21 protein-coding genes and 1 pseudogene are annotated in these 25851 nt (G+C 56.1%); 14 read left to right on the forward strand and 8 right to left on the reverse strand.

What is annotated here, in order from left to right:
- Positions 1-8 precede the first annotated feature (8 nt).
- The gene (locus FHS19_RS30430) at positions 9-818 is read left to right on the forward strand and encodes an AAC(3) family N-acetyltransferase (RefSeq protein WP_183586471.1); all 810 of its coding nucleotides are present in this window, start codon (positions 9-11) and stop codon (positions 816-818) included.
- Positions 819-913: 95 nt separating this feature from the next.
- Here FHS19_RS30430 and FHS19_RS30435 read toward each other — a convergent pair whose 3' ends face one another.
- Complete coding sequence (locus FHS19_RS30435) at positions 914-1543, reverse strand: NAD(P)H-dependent oxidoreductase (RefSeq protein ID WP_183586999.1); 630 nt, start codon at positions 1541-1543, stop codon at positions 914-916.
- A 133-nt stretch (positions 1544-1676) separates the two neighbouring features.
- Between FHS19_RS30435 and FHS19_RS30440 the strand changes: the two genes are divergently transcribed.
- Entirely contained in the window at positions 1677-2036 is a 360-nt protein-coding gene (locus tag FHS19_RS30440) for a winged helix-turn-helix transcriptional regulator (protein WP_183586473.1), read from the forward strand.
- A 96-nt stretch (positions 2037-2132) separates the two neighbouring features.
- Here FHS19_RS30440 and FHS19_RS30445 read toward each other — a convergent pair whose 3' ends face one another.
- Both FHS19_RS30445 and FHS19_RS30450 read right to left on the reverse strand, forming a co-directional pair.
- Positions 2133-3359: a formylglycine-generating enzyme family protein gene (locus tag FHS19_RS30445; RefSeq protein WP_183586475.1), complete on the reverse strand. Its 1227-nt coding sequence runs from the start codon at positions 3357-3359 to the stop codon at positions 2133-2135.
- A gap of 167 nt (positions 3360-3526) precedes the next feature.
- The gene (locus tag FHS19_RS30450; RefSeq protein WP_183586477.1) at positions 3527-4753 is read right to left on the reverse strand and encodes an ROK family protein; all 1227 of its coding nucleotides are present in this window, start codon (positions 4751-4753) and stop codon (positions 3527-3529) included.
- 405 nt (positions 4754-5158) lie between these two features.
- Between FHS19_RS30450 and FHS19_RS30455 the strand changes: the two genes are divergently transcribed.
- Complete coding sequence (locus tag FHS19_RS30455) at positions 5159-6652, forward strand: arylsulfatase (RefSeq protein ID WP_183586478.1); 1494 nt, start codon at positions 5159-5161, stop codon at positions 6650-6652.
- Between the two features lie 143 nt (positions 6653-6795).
- Positions 6796-9819, forward strand: coding sequence for a glycoside hydrolase family 2 TIM barrel-domain containing protein (locus tag FHS19_RS30460; RefSeq protein WP_183586480.1), 3024 nt, complete (start codon positions 6796-6798; stop codon positions 9817-9819).
- 63 nt (positions 9820-9882) lie between these two features.
- On the opposite strand, the gene FHS19_RS30465 is transcribed toward FHS19_RS30460, so the two are convergent.
- Positions 9883-10221 (reverse strand): TFIIB-type zinc ribbon-containing protein, encoded by a 339-nt coding sequence (locus FHS19_RS30465; protein ID WP_183586482.1) that lies wholly within the window; start codon positions 10219-10221, stop codon positions 9883-9885.
- A gap of 182 nt (positions 10222-10403) precedes the next feature.
- On the opposite strand from FHS19_RS30465, the gene FHS19_RS30470 reads away from it, so the two are divergent.
- The gene (locus FHS19_RS30470) at positions 10404-11267 is read left to right on the forward strand and encodes a VOC family protein (protein WP_183586484.1); all 864 of its coding nucleotides are present in this window, start codon (positions 10404-10406) and stop codon (positions 11265-11267) included.
- Between the two features lie 34 nt (positions 11268-11301).
- On the opposite strand, the gene FHS19_RS30475 is transcribed toward FHS19_RS30470, so the two are convergent.
- Positions 11302-11886: a TetR/AcrR family transcriptional regulator gene (locus FHS19_RS30475; protein WP_183586486.1), complete on the reverse strand. Its 585-nt coding sequence runs from the start codon at positions 11884-11886 to the stop codon at positions 11302-11304.
- A gap of 124 nt (positions 11887-12010) precedes the next feature.
- A complete protein-coding gene (locus tag FHS19_RS30480) occupies positions 12011-12910 on the reverse strand; it encodes a 3-hydroxyacyl-CoA dehydrogenase (protein ID WP_183586488.1) in 900 nt (299 codons plus the stop codon).
- A gap of 414 nt (positions 12911-13324) precedes the next feature.
- Here FHS19_RS30480 and araA point away from each other — a divergent pair, with 414 nt between their 5' ends.
- From araA to FHS19_RS30500, 4 genes are all read left to right on the forward strand, one after another.
- Positions 13325-14818: an L-arabinose isomerase gene (gene araA, locus FHS19_RS30485; RefSeq protein WP_183586490.1), complete on the forward strand. Its 1494-nt coding sequence runs from the start codon at positions 13325-13327 to the stop codon at positions 14816-14818.
- 125 nt (positions 14819-14943) lie between these two features.
- Positions 14944-16044, forward strand: a complete 1101-nt coding sequence (locus FHS19_RS30490; protein ID WP_183587001.1) for a GntR family transcriptional regulator — start codon at positions 14944-14946, stop codon at positions 16042-16044.
- A gap of 82 nt (positions 16045-16126) precedes the next feature.
- Positions 16127-16822 (forward strand): L-ribulose-5-phosphate 4-epimerase, encoded by a 696-nt coding sequence (gene araD / locus FHS19_RS30495; RefSeq protein WP_281382612.1) that lies wholly within the window; start codon positions 16127-16129, stop codon positions 16820-16822.
- A 41-nt stretch (positions 16823-16863) separates the two neighbouring features.
- Entirely contained in the window at positions 16864-18558 is a 1695-nt protein-coding gene (locus tag FHS19_RS30500) for a ribulokinase (protein ID WP_183586492.1), read from the forward strand.
- A 150-nt stretch (positions 18559-18708) separates the two neighbouring features.
- On the opposite strand, the gene greA is transcribed toward FHS19_RS30500, so the two are convergent.
- Together greA and FHS19_RS30510 are read right to left on the reverse strand one after the other, a co-directional pair.
- Positions 18709-19182 (reverse strand): transcription elongation factor GreA, encoded by a 474-nt coding sequence (greA, locus tag FHS19_RS30505; protein WP_183586494.1) that lies wholly within the window; start codon positions 19180-19182, stop codon positions 18709-18711.
- Positions 19183-19274: 92 nt separating this feature from the next.
- A complete protein-coding gene (locus FHS19_RS30510; RefSeq protein WP_183586496.1) occupies positions 19275-20192 on the reverse strand; it encodes an ArsR/SmtB family transcription factor in 918 nt (305 codons plus the stop codon).
- A gap of 301 nt (positions 20193-20493) precedes the next feature.
- On the opposite strand from FHS19_RS30510, the gene arfA reads away from it, so the two are divergent.
- From arfA to FHS19_RS30535, 5 genes and pseudogenes are all read left to right on the forward strand, one after another.
- Positions 20494-22089 (forward strand): arabinosylfuranosidase ArfA, encoded by a 1596-nt coding sequence (arfA, locus tag FHS19_RS30515; protein WP_183586498.1) that lies wholly within the window; start codon positions 20494-20496, stop codon positions 22087-22089.
- Between the two features lie 277 nt (positions 22090-22366).
- A pseudogene (locus FHS19_RS30520) lies at positions 22367-22930 on the forward strand (carbohydrate ABC transporter permease); the annotation flags it as partial.
- A 53-nt stretch (positions 22931-22983) separates the two neighbouring features.
- Complete coding sequence (locus FHS19_RS30525) at positions 22984-24468, forward strand: alpha-N-arabinofuranosidase (RefSeq protein WP_183586500.1); 1485 nt, start codon at positions 22984-22986, stop codon at positions 24466-24468.
- 60 nt (positions 24469-24528) lie between these two features.
- Positions 24529-24789 (forward strand): DUF6171 family protein, encoded by a 261-nt coding sequence (locus FHS19_RS30530; protein ID WP_105444976.1) that lies wholly within the window; start codon positions 24529-24531, stop codon positions 24787-24789.
- A 48-nt stretch (positions 24790-24837) separates the two neighbouring features.
- The gene (locus tag FHS19_RS30535) at positions 24838-25800 is read left to right on the forward strand and encodes a glycoside hydrolase family 43 protein (protein WP_183586502.1); all 963 of its coding nucleotides are present in this window, start codon (positions 24838-24840) and stop codon (positions 25798-25800) included.
- Positions 25801-25851 lie beyond the last annotated feature (51 nt).

Below are 25851 nucleotides of genomic sequence, written 5' to 3' on the forward strand. Positions count from 1 at the left end.
GGATTGACATGGGAGAACGAAAGGTCATTGACGCTTCGGCGAAGCTGAACACGGTGGAGTCGATCCGGGCGGATCTCGGCCGTCTCGGCGTCCGGAAGGGCGATACCTTGCTGGTACATTCTTCGCTATCCCAAATCGGCTGGGTGTGCGGCGATGCGGAAGCCGTCATTCTGGCGCTGCAGCAGGCGCTCGGCAGTACCGGGACGCTGGTGATGCCGGCCCACAGCGGCCAGAATTCCGATCCGGCGGAATGGGCCAACCCGCCCGTACCATCCGCATGGCTGGAGGAAATTTACGAGCATATGCCGGCGTTTGACCCGGATTACACGGCGACCCGGGCGATGGGGAGAATCGCGGAGCAGTTCCGTTCGCTGCCGGGAACCCTCCGCTCATACCATCCGCAGGTGTCGTTTGCGGCCAGGGGACCGCATGCGGCGGAAATTACGGGTGTACACGCGCTGACGCCGCAGTTCGGCCAGGACTCGCCGCTGGGCGCCCTGTACCGGCTGGATGCAAAGGTCCTGCTGCTTGGGGTCGGGTACGATTCTTGCACGACCTTTCATATGGCGGAGACGCAGATCGCGGAGATGCCGCGGAAAAGAATGGGGGCCGCTATTCTGGAGGACGGCGCGAGAACGTGGAAATGGTTTGAAGACTACGCCTACGATTCCGACGACTTTGACCGGCTGGGGCAGGACTTTGAAGCGCAGGGACATGCCGCCGTCGGCACGGTGGGCATGGCGGAATGCCGGCTGCTGCCCGTCAGGGCGGCCGTGGATTATGCGGCATCATGGTTAAAAAGGCACCGCTTCTCATAAGAAGCGGTGCCTTCTGCCTGTTGAAAAAACTTCAACGGGCTCTTTATCATTCAGGCTCTTGCGGATTCCGGTTCGAGAACGATGGCGCCCCTCCATTAGAAACGTTTGGCAGCTTCCTTAGCCTGTGCAATCGCTTTTTCTTTTACAAAGGGAGCATGCTCTGACACCGCCGTTCCTTCAACAAATATGGCCTCGGATTCAATCCCGTAGAACTGTAAAATCTTTTTCATATAGCTGTGCCCCATCTCAATCGGAGCCAAAGAACCTTCCGAATAAACAGAACCGCTAGCTTGAATGTGCAGGGCTTTCTTGCCGGGCAGCAGACCTACAGGGCCATTTTCGGTATATTTGAAAGTTCTGCCCGGAATGGAAGTCGCATCCGTATATGCTTTCAAAACCGGCGGCACCGAAAAATTCCACATCGGGGAGACAAAAACGTATTTATCGGCTGCCACGAATTGATTCAGAATCTCCTCAAGACGGGCTACCTTTGATCTCTCGGCTTCGGACAGTCGATCGAAAGATGAACCCGACCGAAGCTTTCCCCACCCCCGTAGAACGTCAGCATCGATTTGCGGGATATTTTCTTTATACAGATCCAAATGAACAACTTCTTCTGTTGGATTTGCTTCACGGTACGCATCAATAAATTCCTTGCCCACCGCCAGGCTATAAGATTCCTCAGGATTGAGGGGATGTGCGGTGATGTATAATACCGTTGCCATCATTCAAACTTCCCTTCTGTAATTAGGTTAAGAACACTTACAATGCTGATCATATAATATTAACTTACTTATGGTAAGAAGGCACAATAATGTGGTATAGTAACAAAAAAGGTACTGTATCGGAGGCGAGCCTATGCAAAAGAACCCTGTCCAATGTCAATTCGTCGTGGCGCTGGATTCGATCGTCGGCAAATGGAAGCCGAGTATCCTGTATCATTTGCTTCAAGGTAAGCCTTTGCGGTTCAATGAGCTTAGAAGATTACTGCCCGATATCACGCAAAGGATGCTTACGCTCCATCTGCGCGAGTTGGAGGAAGAGGAGATCGTTAAACGAGTCGTTTATCCGCAAGTCCCGCCGAAAGTGGAATACTCCATCACGGAATACGGCAAGAGCCTGTCTCCGATTTTGGAATCGTTACATCAATGGGGATTGGCCCATGTCGACCGTAAGCAGCGCAAAATGAAGAATAATGATCAAATAGAAACGGACTAGCGTCTGACATTACGCTAGTCCGTTTCCTTCTGTTTATAACCAAACGCCGAAAAGGCACCGCTTCTCATGAGTAGCGGTGCCTTTTCGGGCGTTTCATTACAGATCCGCGGCCACACGGAATCCGATGTTGCCTGTCGAACTGTCAGGCGTATTGCCGCTGCGCGCAGCGACACGGTACCGGTTGCAGTAGGATTGATGGCATAAGTACGATCCGCCTTTCATGAGGCGGGCGTTTCCCTGGGCAGGCCCTTCCGGCCGGTCCGAAGAGCCGCGCTGTGCCGGGTCGGACGTAAACCAGTCCCCGCACCATTCCCATACGTTGCCCGACATGTTGTACAGCCCGTATCCGTTCGGAAGATAGACGTCCACGGGAGCGGTGCCGAGGTAGCCGTCACTGGCATGGTTTTTGGCAGGGAATACGCCCTGCCAAATGTTGCAGCGGTGTTCGCCGCCGGGGCGCAGCACGTCGCCCCAAGGGTAGCGCTTGCGCTCCAGGCCGCCGCGGGCCGCGGCTTCCCACTCGACTTCGGTGGGCAGCCGGACGCCGGCCCAGGCGCAGTAAGCGGCAGCGTCATTCCAGGAGACGTGGACCACGGGATGGTCCATGCGGTCACCAATGCCGCTGCCGGGGCCTTCCGGCTCCCGCCAGGTAGCGCCTTCGACGCCGAGCCACCATGGCGTCCGCTCCGGAGAGCCGACAACCTTCACCTGCTGGGGATCCGGGATCAGCAGGTGGAATACGTATGACCAGCCGAATTTCTCGGCTTCGGTAACGTAGCCGGTCGCCTGGACGAAAGCGGCGAACTCGGCGTTCGTGACGGCATAAGGCGATATGCGGAACGCCGGGATGTGCACCGGCCGCGAAGGCCGTTCGGCGTCCGAGGCGAAGCCTTCTCCGTCATCGGTTCCGAGGATATAAGTGCCCTCGGGGATGACCGGCCACGGGGAGGAATCGGGCCGTGCCGGAGTTCCCGCCGGGCTTGTCTCTTGCTGGATGGCTGAGCTGTGGAAACGTTCGGCTGCAGAGCCGGCATGAGCCGGCGAATCCTCCTTGGGATCCGCCGGTGATGCCGCCGATGTGACCGATTCCGGGCCGGTCTCTGCTACGCTGGATTCTTGAAGCTCCGGACGGCTGCTCGCGGCCCCTATTTCCTCTTCATGAAACACCTTCGTTTCAGGCGCGTTTAATTCTCCGGCTGCAGGCGTTCCGCAGGCCGAAGCCTGCAAAGCGTCGGCCCGCCCGGCTGAACAGCAGCAGGACGGAGTTTGGGCCTTCCCGGGACTTTCCGACGTTGGAACGGTGGAGGAGGTCTCATGGGTCATTATCGGTCCTTGCTCCTTTCTTGGTGGAGACGATCTTTATTTCATGTTCTAGGCCTATTGGATGTAACCCGCGTCCGCATCATAGCCAGCAGGTCTGGCCCGGCCGCTCTAAGGCTCACCAGGCTTAGCAGGCTTAACGTGCTCGACAGGCTCAACTGCTCAGCAGTTCAGCAGGTCAGTTGCTCCAGCATCAGGAGCGCCGCCCCGACGGCGATCGCTTCTTCGCCATAGCTGCCTTTGCTGAAAATGACCTGATATTTCGGGTAATGATACGTTTTGCGGATAGCGGTCTGGGTCGCCGTATAGAAGAACAGGTTCGAATCCGTCATCAGCGGTCCGCCGAGTACGACCTTCTCGGGATATAAAATGTTCAGCAGGTTGGCCAGGCCGATGCCGAAGTACGTTGCCGCCTGGGTCACGACCTCGGTGACCATCGGATCCATCAGCTTCAGCGCTTGCATGATGTGGCTGAAGCGGGCCGGCTCGCCCGGCTCCAGCATCTGCTGCAGCCGGCTGCTCCGGCCGATCCGCAGCCGGGAATTCACCTCGCGTTCGATCGCATGGACCGACGCGTAGGAATCGAGGCAGCCGTGGTTGCCTTTGGCGGTTCGGTAAGGGATGCCATCCGCCTGGATGATCATCTGCCCGAACGAGCCTTCCATATCGGCTGCCCCATAGATCAGCTTGCTGTCCGACATCATGGACAGCCGCAGGCCCGTACCGCCATGTACATACAGCATGTGGCGGAAATCCTTGCCGCGGTTCGCCCATGCTTCGGCGACGATGGCGGCATTGGCGCCGTTGTCGAGCAGCACCGGAACGTGCAGCGCCTCCTCGATGAGGCGCACGATCTCGACATGCTGCCAGCCCGGCGCGGCAAACCACTCCGGCTCCTCGATGACACCCGCCTCGCGGTCGAGCGGGCCGACGGCGCCGATGCCCATGCCGATGACTTGATCCAGCGGGATGCCGTGCGCGGCAATCCATTCCCGGGCTCGGCCGATAACCTCGCCGATCAGCCGTTCGGGCGTCATGTCGCCCGTCATGTCCCATTCGGCGGTTTCCAGCGTCTGCCCGGCTAAATCCAGTAAAATGAGGCGGGAGACGACGCGGGAGACGTCCAAGCCGAACGCATATCCGTACTTGCCCCGGACCTGATACAGAATCGGACGCCGTCCTCCGGTCGAAGCGCCGAGGCCGCTCTCGGTAATGACGCCGATGGAGACAAGCTCGTCGAGGACGCGGGTCAGCGTGCTGATGGTCAGCCCGCTTGACGCCAGCAGGTCGCTCTTGGAAATTTCCTGCTTGCGCCGGATATCATAGAACAGCTCCTTGGCTTTCGGTGAAGGAATGCGTTCTTTGACATTCCATCTCTCTTCCTTGAATTCTTGCATATCGTCTTTATCCTCACTATTCTGAACCGTTGAGACCAGTGGCTGATGCCCCGCAAAATGATCCGGCGGCAAGCGCCGGAAGGGCTCTGCTGGCAATGGTTTTTCTACAATCATACGAACAGGCTGCTTCATGATTATCATACACACGGCCCCAACAAGTGGCAACCGGGCTTGCCCCTCATCTGTGAGGTGTTAACCCCCATTATACCGATCTTAATTTCTTTTTGAAATAAAGTAATTGGAGTAATCCGTTTTCATCGTTTTCCCATCGGGGTAATCTGCACGAAAAAACGAATAATTTCATTTACTTTTCATCACGTGAAGGGTTTAATAAGGGGGAACAGGCATGTTCAAGGATTCTCTTAGGTTACTGATCATATCCGCTGGATTCAAGGAGGAGAGCCGATGAATAGGAACGAAGAGCAAGGAAGGCCCAATGTACTGCTGATTACCGTGGACCAGATGCGATTCGACTGCCTCAGCATCGCCGGCCACCCCGTCGTGGAAACGCCGAATCTGGACGAGCTTGCCCGGACCGGCGTGAGGTTCAGCCGCGCCTATTCGGCCACCCCGACCTGCGTGCCGGCGCGGGCAGCCATCTTTACGGGCCAGTCCCAGCGGACGCACGGACGCGTCGGGTATCAGGACCGGGTACCGTGGAATTATCCGGTCACGCTGCCCGGGGAGCTGGCCAAAGCGGGATACCATACGCAGTGCATCGGTAAAATGCATGTATATCCCGCCCGAAACCTGATGGGCTTTCACAACGTTGTGCTGCATGACGGTTACCTTCATCACAACCGCAATTTTCACGGCATCCCGATGCAGGAGCATTACGATCAGGTGGACGACTACCTGCAGTGGCTCCGGGAACGGGTGCCCGGAGCCGATCTGATCGACACGGGCCTGGACTGCAACGCATCGACCGTCGCGCGGCCATGGCATCTGGACGAAATGAAGCATCCGACGAACTGGGTCGTGACCCAGTCGATTGACTTCCTGCGCCGGAGAGACCCGGGCAAGCCGTTCTTCCTGTGGATGTCTTTCGTCCGTCCGCACCCGCCGTTCGATCCGCCGCAGGCGTATCTGGACCTGTACAAAGATGCGGATATTCCGGACCCGCCGGTCGGAGACTGGGCGCAAGGGGATGACCCAACCCTGGAAGGTTTGGCGCCGACAACGGGCAAGGGGCTCGTCCCCAAACGCAGGCTGCACCGGGCGATGGCTGCCTATTATGCGCTGATCACCCATCTGGACCACCAAATCGGCCGGTTCCTGCAGGCTCTGAACGAGTACGGAGAGCTCCATAACACGGTGATCATGTTCACCTCGGATCATGGGGAGCTGCTTGGCGACCATCACTTGTTCCGGAAAGCGCTGCCCTATGAAGGAAGTGCCCACGTGCCGTTGATCGTGAACGACCCTGGCGGCCGGCTCCATCTCAAGCGGGGCACCGTGGCCGATAAGGTCGTGGAGCTGCGTGACATCATGCCGTCGCTCCTCGATGCGGCCGGGGTTCAGATCCCGGAAGGCGTGGAAGGGGAGAGCATCTGGCGGCTGGCAGCGGCCGGGGACAATGCGGATTCAGCATCGCCGGCATGGCGGAGCTATCTGCATGGGGAGCACGCATACGGTCATCAGTCTACCCAATGGGTCACGGACGGGACCGAAAAGTTCATCTGGTATACGCAAACCGGCGAAGAACAGATCTTCAACCTGGCGGAAGACCCCATGGAGCTGCACAACGCCATTTCCGACGAAGCCTGCAAGGAACGGATCGATCATTGGCGTTCCATTCTCATCCGCGAGCTGGAGGGGCGGGAGGAAGGCTATACCGACGGGGAGCGGCTCATCGCCGGCCGGAAGCAGGCGGCTGTCCTGTCCCATATCAGGGCTTGATGCGCAGCAGCGGGTTCTTTGTTTTAAAGATATTGTATTAACGATATAAAACCGTACGGCCAGCTGATGCCTTGATACAGGTAACGTTCACGGCTTGGCGGGTTATCTGCGATACGTTAACGGTAAATAGAGGAGATGATCGAATGATAAAGCTTGACCGGGTTTGGGAAGACGCAAGCGTTCTTCATATTCACCGCGAGGAGCCGAGATCCTATTACATTCCTTATGCCGACGCCCCTTCGGCGCGTTCCGGCAAGCGCTCCAGATCGCCTTTGTTCCAAACATTAAACGGAGCCTGGAATTTCCGGTACCATGCAAGCGTGCAGGACGTGACGGACCCGTTCTATGAGGAGTCGTTCAATGCTTCTTCATGGGATGAACTCGTCGTCCCATCGTGCTGGCAGACCGAAGGCTATGACCAGCTCCATTATACGAACGTCAATTATCCGATTCCGGTGGATCCGCCCTATGTTCCGGATGCCAATCCGGCGGGGCTTTACGTCAGAGAATTCACGGTACGGGAAGATTGGACGGGCAAGCAGGTCTACACCATGTTCGAGGGAGTCAATTCCTGCTTCTACCTGTGGATCAACGGGCAGTTCGCCGGATACAGCCAAGGCAGCCGGATTCCGGCCGAGTTTAACATTTCCGGGCTGATCCGGCCGGGAACGAACCGCATCGCCGTCATGGTCCTGAAATGGTGCGACGGCACTTATCTAGAAGATCAGGACGTCTGGCGCTTCTCCGGGATTTTTCGGGATGTGTACCTGCTCGCCCGGGATGAGGCTCATGTCCGTGACGTATTTATCAAACAGGACATTTCGCCGGATCATGCCTCAGCGAAGCTTCTGTGCGAGCTCGAGACGACCGGCGCCCTGGATGCGCTGGCGCTGCTGCAGGATGCGGATGGGACGACCGTCGCCAAAGGGGCGGTGCGGGCAGACGGGCGGAGCGTCATCACGCTGGAGATCGAAAATCCGGTGCTGTGGAACGCGGAACAGCCTTATCTGTACGAGCTGTTTGTGCAGGACGGAAGGGAAGTGCTCCGTTTTCCGGTCGGATTCCGCCGGATCGACATCGTAGACAGCGTGTTCCGAATTAACGGCCAAGCCGTCAAGCTGAAGGGCGTGAACCGCCACGATTCCCATCCGGATTTGGGACAGACGGTGCCGCTGAACCACATGATCCGGGACCTGAAGCTGATGAAGCGGCATAACGTCAATACGGTCCGGACTTCCCACTATCCGAACGATCCGCGGTTTTTGGAGCTGTGTGACCGGATGGGCTTCTACGTGGTCGACGAAGCCGATCTGGAATGCCACGGGCTGGCCGTATCCGGCGATTTCCATCAGCTGACCCGTGATCCTGATTGGGAAAAGGCGTTTGTGGACCGGGCCATCCGGCTGGTGGAGCGCGACAAAAACCATCCTTGCGTCATTATCTGGTCCATGGGCAACGAATCGGGATACGGGCGGAATCATATCGCTATGGCCGAATGGACCCGTACCCGGGATGGCAGCAGGCTGGTCCATTATGAGGGCGCCTCCCGGCGTTACCACGGCGACGCCGATACCGAGGCGCTCGACATCGAAAGCGAGATGTATCCGACGCTGGAATACGTGGAGAGCTACGGACAAAATCCGGATCACGCGAAGCCGCTGTTCCTGTGCGAATACAGCCATGCCATGGGCAACGGGCCCGGCGATCTGAAAGAGTACTGGGATTTGTTCTACGCGTACCCGAATCTGATGGGCGGGTGCGTGTGGGAATGGAACGATCACGGTATCCGCACCAAGACGCCGGACGGACGCGAATATTTCGGATACGGCGGGAATTTCGGGGACCATCCGAACGACGGTAACTTCTGCATCGACGGTCTCGTGTCGCCGGACCGGGTTCCGCATGCCGGATTGCTGGAGCTCAAGCAGGTCATTGCGCCGGTTCGCATGGAAGCCGAGGATTTGTCCCGCGGCACGCTGATCATTACGAATCTTTACGATTTTTCGAACCTGTCCCATCTGACCTTCGACTGGACGCTGGAGCGGTGCGGAGAAATTGTGGAGCAGGGAAGTCTGGGGACGATCCAAGCGGGGCCGCAGGAGAGTGTTACGGTCATCATTCCGTTTCAAAAGGCCTTTCCCGACGGGCGCTGCTTCTTGACACTGACCGCCTCGCTCTGCGAATCCACGGAATGGGCCGAGCGTGGGGAGGAAATCGCGTTTGCCCAGTTCGAAATGGCAGCAGAAGGTTCCGCTGCCCAGCCGGAGCAAGGATGGCTGACCGCCCTGCGCGCACGTCCCGTGCACGTTGCGGAGGACGGGGCTCAGCTGATCGTAACCGGGATGGACTTCCAGCACGTGTTCGACCGGACCCTGGGAACCTTCGTCCGCGTCTCCAAGCAGGGAGTGGATATGATCGCGGCGCCGCTAACCTTTAGCATCTGGCGGGCGCCGACGGACAATGACCGCAACGTCCAGCGTCAATGGAAGGATGCAGGTTACCACCGTGCAGACACGAAAGTATACCAGGTCCGGGTCAGCGAGCCGCAAGATGATGCGATCGAGATGACCGTGGATTTTTCGCTCGGCGGCTACATGAAGCATCCTGTCCTTCATGGACAGGCCGTATGGCGGGTGGACGGTTCCGGAGAAATTGCGCTGACGACGAGCGTCAAGCTCCGGGAAGGGCTGCCGTTTTTGCCCCGCTTCGGGCTGCAGGCCGTCATGCCGGCTGGCAGCGAGGAGGTCGAGTATTTCGGTCTGGGGCCGCATGCCAGCTATGTCGACAAGCGCCAAAGCGTGCGGATAGGCAAATACCTTCTTCGCGTCGACGACATGTTCGAGCCGTACATCATGCCGCAGGAGAACGGCTCCCGCTACGGGACGGAATGGGCGATGGTGACAAGCGAGCTGGGCATGGGGCTTGCTTTCCGCGGAAATGCGCCGTTTTCGTTTAACGCCTCCCACTACGTGCCGGAAGACCTGGAAGAAGCCGCGCACCTGCATCAGCTGGTCAAGCGGAAGGAAACGATCGTACATCTTGACTATAAAATGAGCGGCGTCGGTTCCAATTCCTGCGGTCCGGAGCTGTTGGAGAAGTACCGGCTCGATGAGCGGGAATTCGAATTTACCATCCAGTTGCGTCCAGTTTTCAAAGAAGACGAATAAGGAGCAGAACATAACGAAACCCCCGGCTCCGCGCGGAGCCAGGGGTTTTTGTGTGTACGGGCGTTAGTCGAACAAGTCCCCGAACACGTCAAGCACGCTTTTTTTCTTTTTCTTATGGTGCGGGTAAGAGGAATGCCCATGCTTGTCATATTTGTCATAGGATTGCTGCTGCGGCGGATAGGGCTGACCGGAAGGGTGGCTGTCCCTCGGCCTCTGGCTTCGGTCAGCATCCCCGTAATACCATTCGTTATAGTCGCCGCGGGCTTCACGGACGTCGGCCATTAGCTTGTCTAGTTCTCCGCGGTCCAGCCACACTCCTTTGCAAGTCGGGCAAATGTCGATCAGAATCCCGTCTTTCTCCACTTCCTTCATGCGTGAGTCTTCGCATATCGGACACTTCATCTCGATTCCTCCTTACATGCCATATAGATAAAGTATACGGGCCAGAAGCCGGATGGTTTCTTCTAAAATATTCAATCGATCTTCCGATTTGTGCTGCAAGAGCTTTCGCTTGACAAGAACTCATTATAAAAATATACTTACTTACAAAAAGTAATTAAATAAAAAGTTAGGGGAGTGCCGACATGCATCCTGAAATGAAGCTTGGACCGGTTAAACTGAAGATCAGCCGGCTGGACCGTTCCATCGCCTTTTATACAGAGATTATCGGACTGGAAGTGTTGAAAAGAGAGGGGAGTACGGCGGAGCTGGGCCCCAGGGGATCCGCAAGCCCGATTCTGATCCTCGAGGAATTGGAGAACGCCGTCATCGTGCCGGAGCGTTCGCATGCGGGACTGTACCATTTTGCGATCCTGCTGCCGAGCCGGGAACATCTTGGAGTGGTCGTCCGCCATTTCATCCAGACCGGCACACCGTTTGGCCAAGGGGATCACGCGGTCAGCGAAGCGATTTATTTGAGCGACCCGGATCAGAACGGGATCGAAGTCTACGCGGACCGTTCAAGAGATACGTGGCGCAGGGAGCCGAACGGAAATTACGTTATGGTCACCGAAGCGGTGGACATCCGCGGCCTGCTGGAGCAGTCGGCCGGGCTGGAATGGCAGGGGCTGCCTGCGGGAACGGTGATCGGGCATGTTCATTTCCATGTCGGAAGCCTGCCCGAAGCGAGGCGTTTTTACTGCGATATGCTGGGGTTTGACGTGGTTGGCGATTATGCACAGATGCGCGCGCTGTTCATCTCGGCCGGAGGTTACCATCACCATGTCGGTCTGAATATTTGGGCCGGCGCCGGTGCGCCGCCGGTTCCGGCTAATGCCGCCGGAATCGATTATATGACGGTCGTGCTGCCGGGAGCGCGTGAGGTGGAGGAGCTTGTCCAGCGGGTCCGTGAGGCGGGAATTGCTGTGGAAGAGCAGGAAGAAGACGCCTTTCTCGTCAGGGATCCTTGGAATATAGGGGTGCGGTTGACTTCTGCCGGCCGCGGCTGAGCGCATGTAAATCAAACGCTTTTGAATAAAAAAATCATGGCTTGCCGATCAAACCGTATTTCATAAACCGGATCATTTCGTCCCGGAATTCGGACAGATTTTGCAGGAGTGCGCTCTGGTTCATTTGATCGTGCTGGAGAATGGAGCATATGCCTGACGTCAGGCCCAGCTCCAGAGTGAAAATCTCCCGGATCCCGTTCATGCTTCCTTCCTCGATCCGCCGCTTGATCTCCTTGATTTCGGCGCTTTGCCGGTACAGGGATTGGTCAAAGTACTGGGAGAGCTCGGGGTAGCGCGAGGATTCGGCAAATAGAATGTTGTACTGCTCATGGTTGCGCTCGATCATCGTGATCCGTTTATTCACGTAAAGCTCGATCAAATCTTCATTCGTGCACTGGCTCAAATCCGTGTGCGCCATAGTCTCTTCAGCGGGCTCGGCGGTGACAACGCAGGCTTTGAGCAGCTCCATTTTGCTGCTGAAATATTTATACATGGTCGCTTCGGAAATGCCGCAGGCTTTAGCGATGTCGCTTGTCTTCGTGGCATCATAGCCCGTCGTGGAGAAAAGGGTCCTTGCCTGCTGGATGATCCGCTGCTTGGTCTGTTCACCTTTGTTCATATCGATCTCCTTCAGTTTCGTGAAAAGGGTGTCCGTGTAGTTAAAATTATAATAGAAGTGACAAAGAAGACCAGCATGTAAGCTGGTCTTTTTTCTGTGCGCCTTTTTAGATGATTATATCAGGTTAACTTTTTAAAAATCCAGGCTTAGCAAAGCTTGGATTCGGATATTTGTAGAAGCCTTCGCCGGCGGCGCGGCCAACCTTGCCTTTGTCGAGGTATTCGGTTTTCAGGAGGTTCGCGATCTTTTCGAATTCAGGATCACCGGTTGCCCTGGCTTTGGCCAGGCCGATGTTGTAGGCGGTATTGATGCCCACCACATCCAGTATGGCGAACGGTCCCATCGGAGCTCCAGTTGCCACCATCCACGTTTTGTCGATCGTTTCCGGGTCGGCCACTTCTTTGACCAGCAGCAGCTGGGCGGCTTCAAGCAGCGGGACCAGCAGGGAGTTCAGGATGTAGCCTGGCTGCTCCTTATGCAGCGGCAGGGCCACCATGCCGATCGCCTTGGCGAATTCGATGACGTCGTTGAACACGGTCGTATCCGTACCGGGATGCTTCATAATTTCGCCGGTGTTGTTTTTCCAGATTTCATTGGCAAAATGCAGCGCCAAAAACTTCTCCGGCCGCCCGGTCGCTTCGGCGAACTGGCTCGGCAGCAGGGTGGAAGAGTTTGTGGCAAACACGGTCCGTTCCGGGGCGACCTTGCCCAGCTCCTGGTAAAAATCGGTTTTGATTTGCACCACTTCCGGAATCGCTTCGATAACCAGATCGGCCTGTGCAGCCGCTTGAGCGAGGTCGCTTTTGAAGGAGAGACGCTTAAAAGCAGCAGCCAATTCTTCCTCCGAGGCGCCAAGATCGTGCCGGTAATGGGGCATCAGATCGTGGATCCGGCTTTTGGCCCGGTCCAGTGCCTCATTGTTAATATCGTATACGGTGACTTCAAAGCCCTTGAAGGCGGTTTGAAATGCAATTTGGCTGCCCAGCACGCCGCTGCCGGCAACCGTAATATGTTTGAAATTCATGATCCATTGCTCCCTTTCTTATTTGTGGTTATTGTCGTCTTCAGGTAACCAGTTCATACGCAAGACCCTTAGGTAGAGCGGGCCCCGCGTGGATTGCCGCCAGGACTGCCCGCCGGCTTAAATAAGAGCTGTCCATGCAGCATAATAAGTGCAGAAATCTTCCAGCAAGTCGAAAAAAGTAAGTACTTACTAACTTATTTTCAAACCGATTATGCTCCTTTTTTTTCTTCAAGTCAACGGCACAAATCAGGCAAAATTGTTCTTGCCTTTTTTACATGGCGGGGATACAATGAACCCATACAACTTGTACGTACATGTTCTGTTAAATTGTTTATTACTATATATAAGTATGTACAAGTAAAAATATTAGTTTACGCGCAGCAAGTGGACGAAACCAAAACATGGGAGGCTATAATGATGAAATTGAAACCGCATTCATTTTGGTTTGTAACCGGCAGCCAGCACTTATACGGACCCGAAACGCTGGAACAGGTAGCCGATCATTCCCGGATTATCGCGGAGCAGCTCGGGCAGGATACCGCTGCGATTCCGTATCCGGTCGTTTTTAAACCGATCGTGAAGACGTCCGACGAGATTTACCAGCTGATCGTCGCGGCGAACAGCGATGAATCCTGTGCCGGCATTATTACGTGGATGCACACGTTCTCGCCGGCAAAAATGTGGATCCGCGGCCTGACGCAGCTTCAGAAGCCGCTGCTTCACCTGCATACGCAGTTTAACCGCGATATCCCTTGGGAAACGATCGACATGGACTTTATGAACCTCAACCAGGCTGCCCACGGTGACCGCGAATACGGTCATATCGGAGCCAGACTGGGCATCGCCCGCAAGGTGGTCGTCGGCCACTGGGAAGACGCGGATGTGCGCCGAAGTATCGGCGGTTGGATGCGTACGGCGGCAGCCTTCGCGGAGAGCCGCAGCCTGAAGGTAGCGCGCTTTGGCGACAACATGCGTGAAGTAGCCGTTACGGAAGGCGACAAGGTTGAAGCGCAAATTCAATTCGGCTGGTCGGTCAACGGCTACGGCGTTGGTGATCTGGTCCAGGTGCTGAACGAAGTGCAGGACAGCGAAGTAGAGGCGCTCCTGAAAGAGTACGCAGAGCAGTACAGCATTACGCAGGCGGGCTTGTCCGACGGTCCGGTGCGCGACGCGATCGCCTACCAGGCGCGGATCGAAATCGCGATGCGCCGCTTCCTGGAGGAAGGCGGATTCGGGGCCTTTACGACGACGTTCGAAGATCTTCACGGACTCCGGCAGCTTCCGGGTCTTGCCGTGCAGCGGCTGATGGAATCCGGATACGGCTTCGGCGGCGAAGGCGACTGGAAGACGGCTGCGTTAACCCGCGTCCTTAAGGTTCTTGCCAACAACAAGAGCACGTCGTTCATGGAAGATTACACGTACCATTTCGAGCCGGGCAACCATATGATTCTCGGGGCGCACATGCTGGAAGTTTGCCCGACGATCGCGGCCACGAAGCCGACGATTGAAGTGCATCCGCTGGGCATCGGCGGCAAAGAGGATCCGGCCCGCATCGTGTTCGACGGCCAGGACGGCCCGGCGGTCAACGCTTCCCTCGTCGACCTCGGACACCGCTTCCGCCTTCTGGTGAACGTAGTGGACGGCGTGAAGGTCGACAAGCCGATGCCGCAGCTTCCGGTGGCCCGCGTGCTGTGGAAGCCGCAGCCGTCGCTCCGCGAATCGGCCGAAGCCTGGATCCTGGCCGGCGGCGCGCATCACACGGTACTGTCCTATGCCATGACAGCCGAGAACCTGACGGACTTCGCCGAAATGGCCGGCATCGAAGCGGTGGTCATCGACAAGGACACGTCCGTGCAGCGCCTGAAGAACGAACTCCGCTGGAGCGAGGCGGCTTACCGCTTGAGATAACCGGACCGATGTCTGTGTTCACCCGGCCTTGTGTTACAATACACAAAGAGAACTAAGCCTTCCGGGATGAATCGGCAGATCCAGCCCGCAAGGCCGAAATACAGAGCATGCCGCTGAGGTGAATGATGAATAACAGACGGATTCCCAAATATATTCTACTGAAGAACGAGCTGCTGTCCTGGTTTGAATCGGGCAAGCTGAAGGCCGGGCAGCAGGTTCCATCCGAAAATGAAATAGCCGAACAGTTCGGACTGAGCCGCCAGACGGTGCGTCAGACGTTCAGCGAGCTGGAGAAGGAAGGCTGGCTCGAACGGATCCAGGGCAAGGGCACCTTCGCCCGGTTTCCGGGACGCCGCGAATGCGAGCTGGTCAAGACGATCGGCATCATGACGACTTATATATCGGATTACATCTTCCCGCATATCGTACGGGGGGCGGAAGCCGAGCTGCGGAGCAGGGGCTACCGGCTGCTGCTGTCCAGCACGGACAACAACAAGGAGAAGGAAATGGAGAGCCTGAAGCTGATGACCAGCCAGCCGCTCAGCGGACTGATCATCGAGCCGACGAAGAGCGCGGAGGGCAACCCGAACCTTGGCTATTATTTGGAGCTGCAGGAAAAGGGCATTCCTTACCTGATGATCAACGAGAAGTACCGGGAACTGGAGTGCCCGCTGCTCCGGGTCGACGATGAGCTGGGCGGATACAAGGCGGCCGACCACCTGCTGGCGAACGGGCATACGCGTATCGCCGGGTTCTTCAAGCGGGACGACCTGCAGGGCGTCAACCGGTTGAAGGGCTTTCTGGCCGCCCACAAAGCGCGCGGCGTCGCCGTAGCTCCCAAGCGGGTCGTCACGTATACGACCGAGCAGAAGAACGACCTGCCGTACCAGCAGGCGCTGCAGCTGTTGAGCGGAGCGGTGGAGGAGCGGCCGACCGCATTCGTCTGCTACAACGACGAGCTGGCGGTCAGCCTGATGGAGGCCGCGCTGCAGCACGGACTGCGCGTGCCGGAGGACGTGTCGTTCGTCGGCTTCGACGACTCGATGCTGGCCTCGGCTTCCGGAACGAAGCTGACGACGCTGACCCATCCCAAGACGGCCATGGGCCGGGATGCGGCCAGCCAGCTGATCGCGATGATCGAAGAGGGAGTGGCTCCCGGAGATACCCTGTACGAACCCGAGCTGGTGGAGCGGGATTCGGTTGTAAACCTGAACGTTAACGTGTAAAAAGGCAGATGAAAGTCCGGTTTAGCGGACTTTCATCATACAACTTGTACGTACAACTATAGTGGGAGAGGAAGTGTCTGCAATGCTGGAAGCACTGAAACAGCAGGTGCTGGAAGCGAATTTGGATCTGCCCAAACACGGGCTCGTCACGTTTACCTGGGGAAATGTCAGCGGCATTGACCGTGAGAGCGGGCTGTTCGTCATCAAGCCGAGCGGTGTGCCTTACGAGGATCTGAAGGCGGAGGACATGGTCGTCGTTGACCTGGAAGGCCGGGTGGTTGAAGGGGATTTGCGCCCTTCGTCCGATACGCCGACGCATATGGTGCTGTACCGCTCCTTCCCGGAAATCGGCGGCGTGGTGCATACCCACTCCCCGTGGGGCACGAGCTGGGCGCAAGCCGGGCGGGCGCTGCCTGCTTGCGGGACGACGCATGCCGACTATTTCTACGGTGAGATTCCGGTCACCAGACCGATGACGAAGGTGGAGATTGAAGGCGCTTACGAGCTGGAGACCGGCAACGTAATCGTGGAACGTTTTCACGAGCTGGGACTGGACCCGCTGGAGGTGCCGGGGATTCTCGTGCATGCGCATGCCCCGTTCGTCTGGGGCAAGGATGCGCATAATGCGGTGCACAATGCGGTGGTGCTGGAGGAAGTGGCCAAGATTACGGCCCGGATGCTCCAGCTGAACCCGGACACGCCGCCGATGGATCAGAGCCTGCTGGACCGCCACTTTTTGCGGAAGCATGGGGTTAATGCTTACTACGGACAGAAGTGATATAGCAGCACTTATAAATTTGAAATGCGGAGGAATCCAAAATGGGGAAAAAGTATACCATCGGAGTGGATTATGGGACCCAGTCCGGACGTGCTGTACTGGTGGATTTGTCGAACGGCCATGAAATCGCCGACCATGTGACGCCGTATCCGCACCATGTCATTGACGAGCGGCTCCCTGGATCGGGCATCAAGCTGGAATATGATTGGGCGCTGCAGCATCCGGACGATTATCTGGAGGTGCTGAGAACTTCCGTGCCGGCCGTCGTGCGTGAATCGGGCGTCCATCCCGAGGACATCATCGGCATCGGCATCGATTTTACGGCCTGTACGATGCTGCCGGTTGACGAAGCCGGCGAGCCTCTGTGCTTCCAGGCCGAGCTGGCGGACCAGCCGCACAGCTGGGTGAAGCTGTGGAAGCATCACGCGGCGCAGCCGGAAGCCGACAAGATCAACCGGATCGCCGAAGAGCGCGGCGAGGCGTTTTTGGCCCGGTACGGCGGCAAAATTTCGTCCGAGTGGATGATCGCCAAGATTTGGCAAATCCTGGACGAGGCACCGGACATCTATGAGAAGACGAACATGTTTTTGGAAGCGACAGACTGGGTCATCTCACAAATGACCGGCAACATCGTCCGCAACAGCTGTACGGCGGGCTATAAAGCCATCTGGCATAAGCGCGACGGTTATCCGTCGAAGGAATACTTCAAAGCGCTCGATCCGCGCCTGGAGCATCTGACCGACACGAAGCTGCGCGGCGAGGTCATTCCGCTTGGAAGCAATGCCGGAGGGCTGCAGCCGGCCATGGCGGAGATGATGGGCCTCAAGCCGGGCATCGCGGTGGCTGCAGGCAACGTGGACGCTCATGCGGCCGTGCCGGCGGTCGGCGTCGTGACGCCGGGCAAGCTCGTCATGGCGATGGGCACGTCGATCTGCCATATGGTGCTCGGCACGGAAGAAAAGGAAGTCGAAGGCATGTGCGGCGTCGTGGAGGACGGCATCATCCCGGGGCTCTTCGGATACGAAGCCGGGCAGTCGGCGGTCGGGGATATTTTTGAATGGTACGTGGAAGAGTCCTTGCCTGCCTATGTGAAGGAAGCTGCGTCGAAGGAAGGCCTTAGTGTCCACCAATGGCTGGAAAGGGAAGCCTCGGCCTACAAACCGGGCCAATCGGGCCTGCTCGCGCTCGACTGGTGGAACGGCAACCGCTCCGTTCTGGTCGATACTGACCTGACGGGGATGATCCTTGGCATGACGCTGCTGACGAAGCCGCAGGAAGTATATCGTGCCCTGCTTGAAGCGACCGCCTTCGGCACCCGGAAAATCGTCGATGCGTTCCAGGAGAGCGGTGTCGATGTGGATGCGCTCTACGCCTGCGGCGGCCTGCCGCAGAAAAATCGCCTGCTGATGCAGATTTACGCCGACGTAACCAAACGCGAGATTTTCGTGGCGGATTCCAAGCAGACGCCGGCGCTCGGGGCGGCGATTTTCGCCGCGGTGGCTGCAGGCAAGGAAGCCGGCGGCTACGACGATGTCGTGACTGCGGCGCAGCAGATGGCGCGCGTTAAGGAAGAGACGTTCAAGCCGATTCCGGAGAACGTCGAAGTATACGAGAAGCTGTACCAGGAATACAACCTGCTGCACGATTACTTTGGCCGCGGCGAAAACGACGTGATGAAGCGGCTGAAGAAGATCAAGCTGTCCACGGAAGCGGGACTGAATCCCGTCCGGTCATAATTTAGCGAGAGTTTTTCTTGCGAGATCCGGAAACGAAAGGCTCCGAAACTTATACTTTATGATCTCTTAAACAAAGGACCGTCCTGTATTCAGGAACGGTCCTTGTTTAGACATATGGCCTATCAGGTAACCTGTAACCTGCAGCCGCCTTTAGGAAGAACGGATCTCCAGCACCTCATATTTGATCAGCCCCATCGGCGCGTCGACGGTAACGACATCCCCGACCGTTTTACCGATCAGCTCTTTGCCCAGCGGGCTTTCATACGAGATTTTGTTCTGGTAGACGTCCGCTTCCGCCGGGCCGACCACGCGGTACTCGAGATCTTCCTTAAACTCGATGTCGTGCAGCTTAACGAACGAGCCGACGCTGACGGCGGATGAGTCTGCCTGATCGGCAATGCGGGCTTTGGTCAGCATTTTCTCCAGCTGCAAAATGCGGGTCTCCATAAAAGCTTGGTCATCTTTGGCGGAGTGATATTCGCTGTTCTCCTTCAGGTCCCCGTAGCTGATCGCCAGCTTGATGCGTGCGGCGAGCTCCTTGCGCTTGACGGTCTTCAGTTCCTCAAGCTCGGCCTCCAGTTGGGCCAGCCCTTCGGGGGTCAAAATAATTTCGTCATTGGACATAGTTCACAACTCCTCTTCATTACATTTTACACGATATCCATATTTCATGCGAAACATTTGGCTTAGCGCGTAAATTGAAGAGCTGGCAGACATTAGTCTACCTTAACATCATACAGGACGCGGGCGAGCAAATCCTGGCTGTAGTTGCCGAAGTTTTTGCCGAAGATGGTCAGGCCGCGCTTGTTGACCGACTGCTCGGTGACCGAGATGCGGAAGGTAAGCTCGCTCTTGTAATCCAGCTGAATTTGGTCCAGCGTCACGTCGGATATCCGGCAGCCGTCGATAAAGCTGCCATCGTTGTTGATGCGGATCAGCTTCAGCATGCCGTATTGGTTCAGATGCGGCGGCCACCAATCCGGGTTAAACGTGCCGCGGGCATCCCCGAAGTCCCCCGGGCTGGTCCATGAGCCGATTTCGATCCCGTTTAAGTGAAAGTAAATGTCCGACGGATAGTTATCGTTATATCCCGGAGCCTCCGAGCCAAGTTCCATGGAAAACTGGATTTCGCGGAACGTCTGGTTCGGCTTCAAATAGTTAGGGATCCGGTACTCCAAAAACCCTTCTGCCAGCCAAATGATCTCCGCGTCAATCCGCTGCGGATCCGCAAAATAACGCGGGTCGTCAAAGTCGCCGACAATACTGTCCTTGGTGGCCAGACCGCAGGTGGGAATCGCCTGATAGTTGCTGTAGTGGCCGACTTGAATTTCCACTTCGTACAGATTCTCCACGTCTCTGCTGCGCAGGTCGACCATCAGTTTGTCCTTGTTCAAATAGCAGATCTTTTGAATCCCGTGTTTGCCTACGCTGGTATTGATCTCAATCAGACCGCTTTCCTCCAGCTTCCTGATGTGCATGGTGATCGCCCCGTTACTGAGGTTCAGCCTGGTAGCCAGGTCGTTCAGATTCAGCGCCTGATTTTTCGCGAGCAGTTCGAGGATCTGGATCCGTATTTCCGAGCTAAGTGCCTTGAAAATGTCGACTCCGTCCATCAGATTTTTAATATAGATCATGGAATTGAATACCTTCTTCCGATTGTAGAGGTAGTGTTCTTTTATTTTAAATAATTATAAACTAACTAAATCGTTAATGAAAGCATGCTATCCTTTTTTGTAGATATATACGAAATCGTCATAGCATATTCTACAAAACACAGAGGGATTTTCAGTTGTTTCTAAAGTAAAATAAACAAGAGTTTTCCTTGGTTTCATAAGGTTCTTAAAGTATGTACATAGATTCTGACACCGAAACTTCATTTTAGTTTAAAAAAATATAAATAGTTTTATATTTATTTATTTACAGAAAACCTCATCTATGTTATTTTATACTTGTAAACGGATTCATTCAATTTATATCAAATTATTTTATTATTTTCTAAAACGGAAGGTGATATCAGTGGCATCAGCAGCAAATAAGGCCAGGGTGGTCGTGGACAAGGCGTTTCGGATCGCCGAAGTGGATAAGCGCATCTACGGCTCGTTTATTGAGCATTTAGGCCGCGCCGTATACGGCGGTATATATGACCCGTCCCATCCCGAGGCGGACGGCCTTGGTTTCCGGGAGGATGTAAAGCAGCTGGTCCAGGAGTTGAGCGTTCCCATTATCCGTTATCCCGGGGGTAATTTTGTGTCCGGCTACAATTGGGAAGATGGCGTCGGTCCGCGCGAGTCGCGTCCCAAAAGGCTGGAGCTGGCCTGGCGCACCGTGGAGCCGAACGAAGTCGGAACAAACGAGTTCATGACATGGGCCAAGGAGATCGGCTCCGAGGTCATGATGGCGGTCAACCTGGGTACGCGGGGTGTGGATGCGGCCAGGAACCTGCTCGAGTACTGCAACCATCCGAGCGGAAGCTACTGGAGCGATCTGCGGCGCAGCCACGGTTATGATCAGCCCCATAAGGTCAAGACCTGGTGCCTCGGCAACGAAATGGACGGACCTTGGCAGATCGGCCAGAAGACGCCGCAGGAGTACGGACGGCTGGCTTATGAGACCGGCAAGGCCATGAAGCTGGTGGATCCCGATATCGAGCTGGTATCATGCGGCAGCTCCAGCACGGGAATGCCGACCTTCCCGGAATGGGAAGCCATTACACTGGATCATACATATGACGTAGCCGACTTCGTATCCCTGCACCAGTACTACGGCAACCGGGACGGCGATTCGGCGAACTTCCTGGCGCGGACGATGGACATGGACCATTTTATCCGCACCGTCATTTCCACCTGCGACTACGTGAAGGCGAAGAAGCGGAGCAAGAAGACGATGTACCTGAGCTTCGACGAGTGGAACGTCTGGTACCATTCGAACGATGCGGATACGAAGATCGAACCTTGGACCGTCGGTCCGCCGCAGCTCGAGGATGTCTACAACTTTGAAGACGCGCTGCTCGTCGGAGGGATGCTCATTACCTTCCTGAAGCATGCGGACCGGGTAAAGATGGCCTGCCTTGCGCAGCTGGTGAACGTGATCGCCCCGATCATGACTGAGACCGGAGGGCGCTCCTGGAAGCAGACGATTTTTTATCCATACCTGCACGCTTCACGCTACGGCCGCGGGGTATCCCTGCAACCGATCGTGGACTCGCCGAAATACGACGCCAAGGATTATACCGACGTGCCTTATTTGGAGACGGCGGTCGTGTATAACGAAGAGGAAGAAGAGTTGACTATCTTTGCGCTGAACCGCCATCTGGAAGAGGCGCTCGACGTGGAATGCGACGTCAGGGGCTTTGAAGGATATCAGGTTGCCGAACATATCGTTCTGGAGAACGACGATTTGAAAGCGGTCAATACCGCGGCCGAAGAGCGCGTTAAACCGCATTCGCACGGAAGTGCCGTATTGAAAGACGGATTTGTGAACACCCGCCTGTCCAAGGCCTCCTGGAACGTGATCCGGTTGAAGAAGGCATAATCGGAGCAAGCGTTTCCTCCCTGCCGGGTTAACCGGCTGAGTTCCGGCGGCCGTTATCGTTTGAACGCATCGTCCCGAAATTTCCATAGACTCCTGAGATGCATCTGCCGATTCCCTTTTGATGTTTGGCAAAGAAAAGATCGTGCCAAGAGGGAACGGCAGATGTTTTTGGTGGAACGAAACGATTCGGCGGCGGGGATGACGGCATCCACTCAACATGGCCTTGATGTGCGCCAACATGTACGTACAAGTGGGGAGGGGTTCATGGGAAGACAAGATTACGGGTTACGGGTATTCCCGCATGAAATTCAAAGGGAGAGACACGCTGTTCTTCACGCTGCTGGGCATATCATTTTTTCCGGGCGTCGTCAACATCATCCCTTCCTATAAAATCATCGACGCATTCGGCTGGGTGAACACTTGGGCCATGATCATCCCCGGTCTCGCAGGCATGGGCAACATTTTTCTGGTCCGGCAGTTCATGAAAGGCATTCCGGGCGAGCTGGACGAATCGGCGCGCGTGGACGGCGCAGGGGATTTCCGGATTTATTTTTCGGTCATCCTGCCGCTTATCAAGCCGGTCCTCATCGTGTGCGGCCTGTTTTCCTTCGTCGGATCGTGGAACGACTTCCTGTGGCCGGTTATCGTATATACGGACGTAGATAAAATGCCGATTACGGCGGGCTTGCTGCTGCTTCAGGATATTTATGGCAACTACCGCATGATCGGGCAGCTGATGGGCTCGGCGATGCTGGCGATCATTCCGACGCTGCTCCTATTCGCATTCGCCCAGAAATATTTCATTCAGTCGATCAATTTGAACTCAGGCATTAAAGGATAATTTGAGGTTTTTATCTAAATAAAAGACTTAGCATCTCATGGGAGGATTCAGCTATGCATAACGTGATCGTCAATACGGATATTTCCAAAGGGAAAATCAATAAAAACATATACGGCCATTTTGCGGAGCATCTGGGCCGCTGCATTTATGAAGGGATTTGGGTCGGCGAGGATTCGCCGATTCCGAACACGAAGGGGATCCGCGACGACGTGCTGGCGGCCCTCAAGAACATCAAGGTGCCGGTTCTGCGCTGGCCAGGCGGCTGCTTTGCCGATGAGTACCATTGGAAAGACGGTATCGGCCCAAGGGAAAGCCGCAAACGGATGGTCAACACGCACTGGGGCGGCGTCGTCGAAAACAACCATTTCGGCACCCACGAATTTATGCTGCTCTGCGAACTGCTGGAATGCGAGCCGTATATCTGCGGCAACGTCGGCAGCGGCACGGTTCAGGAGATGTCCGAGTGGGTGGAGTACATGACGTTTGACGGCGAATCGCCGATGGCCAACTGGCGCAAGGAGAACGGCAGGGAGCAACCGTGGAAGCTGAAGTATTTTGGTGTCGGCAACGAAAACTGGGGCTGCGGCGGCAACATGCGTCCCGAATATTACGCTGATCTGTACCGCCGTTATCAGACTTACGTGCGCAATTATGGCGACAACAAAATTTACAAAATCGCCGGAGGCGCCAATGTGGACGATTATAACTGGACGGAAGTGCTGATGAAAAACGCCGGCTGGCTGATGGACGGTCTGAGCCTGCACTACTATACGATTCCGGGTGATTTCTGGCTGGGCAAAGGCTCGGCGCTCGATTTTGAAGAAGGCGAATGGTTCGTCACCATGAAGAAGGCGCTGCATATGGACGAATTGATCACGAAGCACAGCACGATCATGGACAAATACGATCCGGAGAAGCGCGTCGGCATGATCATCGATGAGTGGGGCACCTGGTTTGACGTAGAGCCGGGCACGAATCCGGGATTTTTGTACCAGCAGAACTCGATCCGCGACGCGCTGGTGGCGGGCGTGCATTTCAACATTTTCCACAACCATGCGGACCGTGTCCAGATGACGAACATCGCCCAGACGGTGAACGTCCTGCAGGCGATGATTTTGACCGAAGGCGAGAAGATGATTCTGACGCCGACATATCATGTGTTTGATATGTTCAAGGTCCATCAGGATGCCGAGGTGCTGGCGGTCGAGTCCGCGGTCGGAAGCTATGAAATGGGAGGAGAGACGCTGCCGCAGGTGACCGTATCGGCCTCCAAGGATGCCGACGGCAAGGTGCATGTCAGCCTGGTCAATATGGACCATGCCGGTAAAGCCGATATCAGCGTCGACCTTCGCGGCCTTGCTGCCGAAAGCGTGCAGGCTTCCGGCATGATTCTGACGGCCGACCGGATGAACGCGCACAATACGTTCGAGCAGCCGGACACCGTGGCTCCGAGAGCGTTTGAAGGCGCCAATGTCGAGGGCGGGCGTCTGAGCGTGAAGCTGCCGCCGATGTCCGTCGTTACGCTGGTCATTCATTAATCGAAGGTTGGCTGCGTGCAGCGCCATTACAGTTACAGCAAATAGGGAGGGTGAGATGTCATGGATCGTCAGGAAGGCTGCAAAGGGTGCAGCGAGAGCGTCCAGGTATCGCCGGAAAAACTGCAGCGGCTCGTGGAGATCGCGACCCGCGGCAGGGAGACGGCATCCGAAGAGGTATACCGCCGGCGGATCGGGCAGTGCGAACAGTGTCCGGGGCTTCAATACGGAACGACCTGCCAATACTGCGGCTGTCTCGTTGAGGTGAAGACCCGGCTGCTGGAATCCGCTTGTCCTTATCCTTTTGCCCCAAAATGGAGCTAGAATCATTTGATTTTGGCATGAAGACATAGACATAAAGGAGAAGCTGATATGGAGAGAAACGAAACTTACAACAACCCGGTCGTGGTGCAGCGCGCCGATCCATGGGTATACAAGCATACGGACGGTTATTATTATTTCACGGCTTCCGTACCGGAATACGACCGGATCGAAATCCGCCGTTCCCAGACCTTGCAGGGATTGGGCGAAGCCGAGCCGGTCGTGGCATGGCGCAAATACGAGACCGGACCGCTCAGCGCGAACATCTGGGCACCGGAGATCCATTTTATTCAGGGAAAATGGTACATCTACTTTGCGGCGGCGCGGACGACCGAAACGAATGACGGATTGTTCGACCACCGGATGTATGTCCTGGAGAACGACTCGGCCAATCCGCTGGAAGGAAGCTGGACGGAGAAGGGAAAGATCCGCACCCGGTGGGAGTCCTTTGCGCTGGACGCGACCACCTTTGAGCATAACGGAGTCCTGTACTATGTATGGGCTCAGAAAGATCCGGACATCGAGGGCAATTCAAATCTGTACATTTCGGAAATGAGCAATCCATGGACGCTGCAGGGCAAGCAGGCCATGATCTCGACGCCGGAGTATCCATGGGAAGTGATCGGCTTTAAGGTCAACGAAGGGGCGGCCGTGCTGAAGCGGAACGGACGCATCTTCATCAGCTATTCGGCCAGCGCCACCGATCACAATTACTGCATGGGACTGCTCTATGCCGACGAATCGGCGGATCTGCTGGATCCGGCCTCGTGGGTGAAGTCGCCGGAACCGGTATTCGCCACCAACGAGGAGAACGGGCAGTATGGGCCGGGACATAACAGCTTTACGGTGTCCAAGGACGGGGAAGATGTCATCGTCTATCATGCCCGGAATTATAAAGAAATTACCGGCGATCCGCTGTACGATCCGAACCGGCATACGCGGATGCAGGTGTTCGGCTGGAATGAGGACGGAACGCCGAATTTCGGGGTTCCGGTGAAAGACGGAGCCCGGTGATTTTTGGCGGGAAATAATATTTGCAAAGAGTCTGCAGCTTGGCTGCAGGCT

Source organism: Paenibacillus rhizosphaerae (assembly GCF_014192015.1).
Lineage (GTDB): Bacteria > Bacillota > Bacilli > Paenibacillales > Paenibacillaceae > Paenibacillus_AQ > Paenibacillus_AQ rhizosphaerae.

Excerpts from the sequence above, each read along its gene's own strand:
- greA (WP_183586494.1), bottom strand. The coding sequence starts at position 19,182 with ATGTCCAATGACGAAATTATTTTGACCCCCGAAGGGCTGGCCCAACTG.
- FHS19_RS30430 (WP_183586471.1), top strand. The coding sequence starts at position 9 with ATGGGAGAACGAAAGGTCATTGACGCTTCGGCGAAGCTGAACACGGTG.
- FHS19_RS30535 (WP_183586502.1), top strand. The coding sequence starts at position 24,838 with ATGGAGAGAAACGAAACTTACAACAACCCGGTCGTGGTGCAGCGCGCC.
- FHS19_RS30435 (WP_183586999.1), bottom strand. The coding sequence starts at position 1,543 with ATGGCAACGGTATTATACATCACCGCACATCCCCTCAATCCTGAGGAA.
- FHS19_RS30480 (WP_183586488.1), bottom strand. The coding sequence starts at position 12,910 with ATGAATTTCAAACATATTACGGTTGCCGGCAGCGGCGTGCTGGGCAGC.
- FHS19_RS30490 (WP_183587001.1), top strand. The coding sequence starts at position 14,944 with ATGAATAACAGACGGATTCCCAAATATATTCTACTGAAGAACGAGCTG.
- araD (WP_281382612.1), top strand. The coding sequence starts at position 16,127 with ATGCTGGAAGCACTGAAACAGCAGGTGCTGGAAGCGAATTTGGATCTG.
- FHS19_RS30445 (WP_183586475.1), bottom strand. The coding sequence starts at position 3,359 with ATGACCCATGAGACCTCCTCCACCGTTCCAACGTCGGAAAGTCCCGGG.
- FHS19_RS30450 (WP_183586477.1), bottom strand. The coding sequence starts at position 4,753 with ATGCAAGAATTCAAGGAAGAGAGATGGAATGTCAAAGAACGCATTCCT.
- FHS19_RS30500 (WP_183586492.1), top strand. The coding sequence starts at position 16,864 with ATGGGGAAAAAGTATACCATCGGAGTGGATTATGGGACCCAGTCCGGA.
- arfA (WP_183586498.1), top strand. The coding sequence starts at position 20,494 with ATGTTATTTTATACTTGTAAACGGATTCATTCAATTTATATCAAATTA.
- FHS19_RS30475 (WP_183586486.1), bottom strand. The coding sequence starts at position 11,886 with ATGAACAAAGGTGAACAGACCAAGCAGCGGATCATCCAGCAGGCAAGG.
- FHS19_RS30455 (WP_183586478.1), top strand. The coding sequence starts at position 5,159 with ATGAATAGGAACGAAGAGCAAGGAAGGCCCAATGTACTGCTGATTACC.
- FHS19_RS30460 (WP_183586480.1), top strand. The coding sequence starts at position 6,796 with ATGATAAAGCTTGACCGGGTTTGGGAAGACGCAAGCGTTCTTCATATT.
- FHS19_RS30525 (WP_183586500.1), top strand. The coding sequence starts at position 22,984 with ATGCATAACGTGATCGTCAATACGGATATTTCCAAAGGGAAAATCAAT.
- FHS19_RS30530 (WP_105444976.1), top strand. The coding sequence starts at position 24,529 with ATGGATCGTCAGGAAGGCTGCAAAGGGTGCAGCGAGAGCGTCCAGGTA.
- araA (WP_183586490.1), top strand. The coding sequence starts at position 13,325 with ATGATGAAATTGAAACCGCATTCATTTTGGTTTGTAACCGGCAGCCAG.
- FHS19_RS30440 (WP_183586473.1), top strand. The coding sequence starts at position 1,677 with ATGCAAAAGAACCCTGTCCAATGTCAATTCGTCGTGGCGCTGGATTCG.
- FHS19_RS30465 (WP_183586482.1), bottom strand. The coding sequence starts at position 10,221 with ATGAAGTGTCCGATATGCGAAGACTCACGCATGAAGGAAGTGGAGAAA.
- FHS19_RS30470 (WP_183586484.1), top strand. The coding sequence starts at position 10,404 with ATGCATCCTGAAATGAAGCTTGGACCGGTTAAACTGAAGATCAGCCGG.
- FHS19_RS30510 (WP_183586496.1), bottom strand. The coding sequence starts at position 20,192 with ATGATCTATATTAAAAATCTGATGGACGGAGTCGACATTTTCAAGGCA.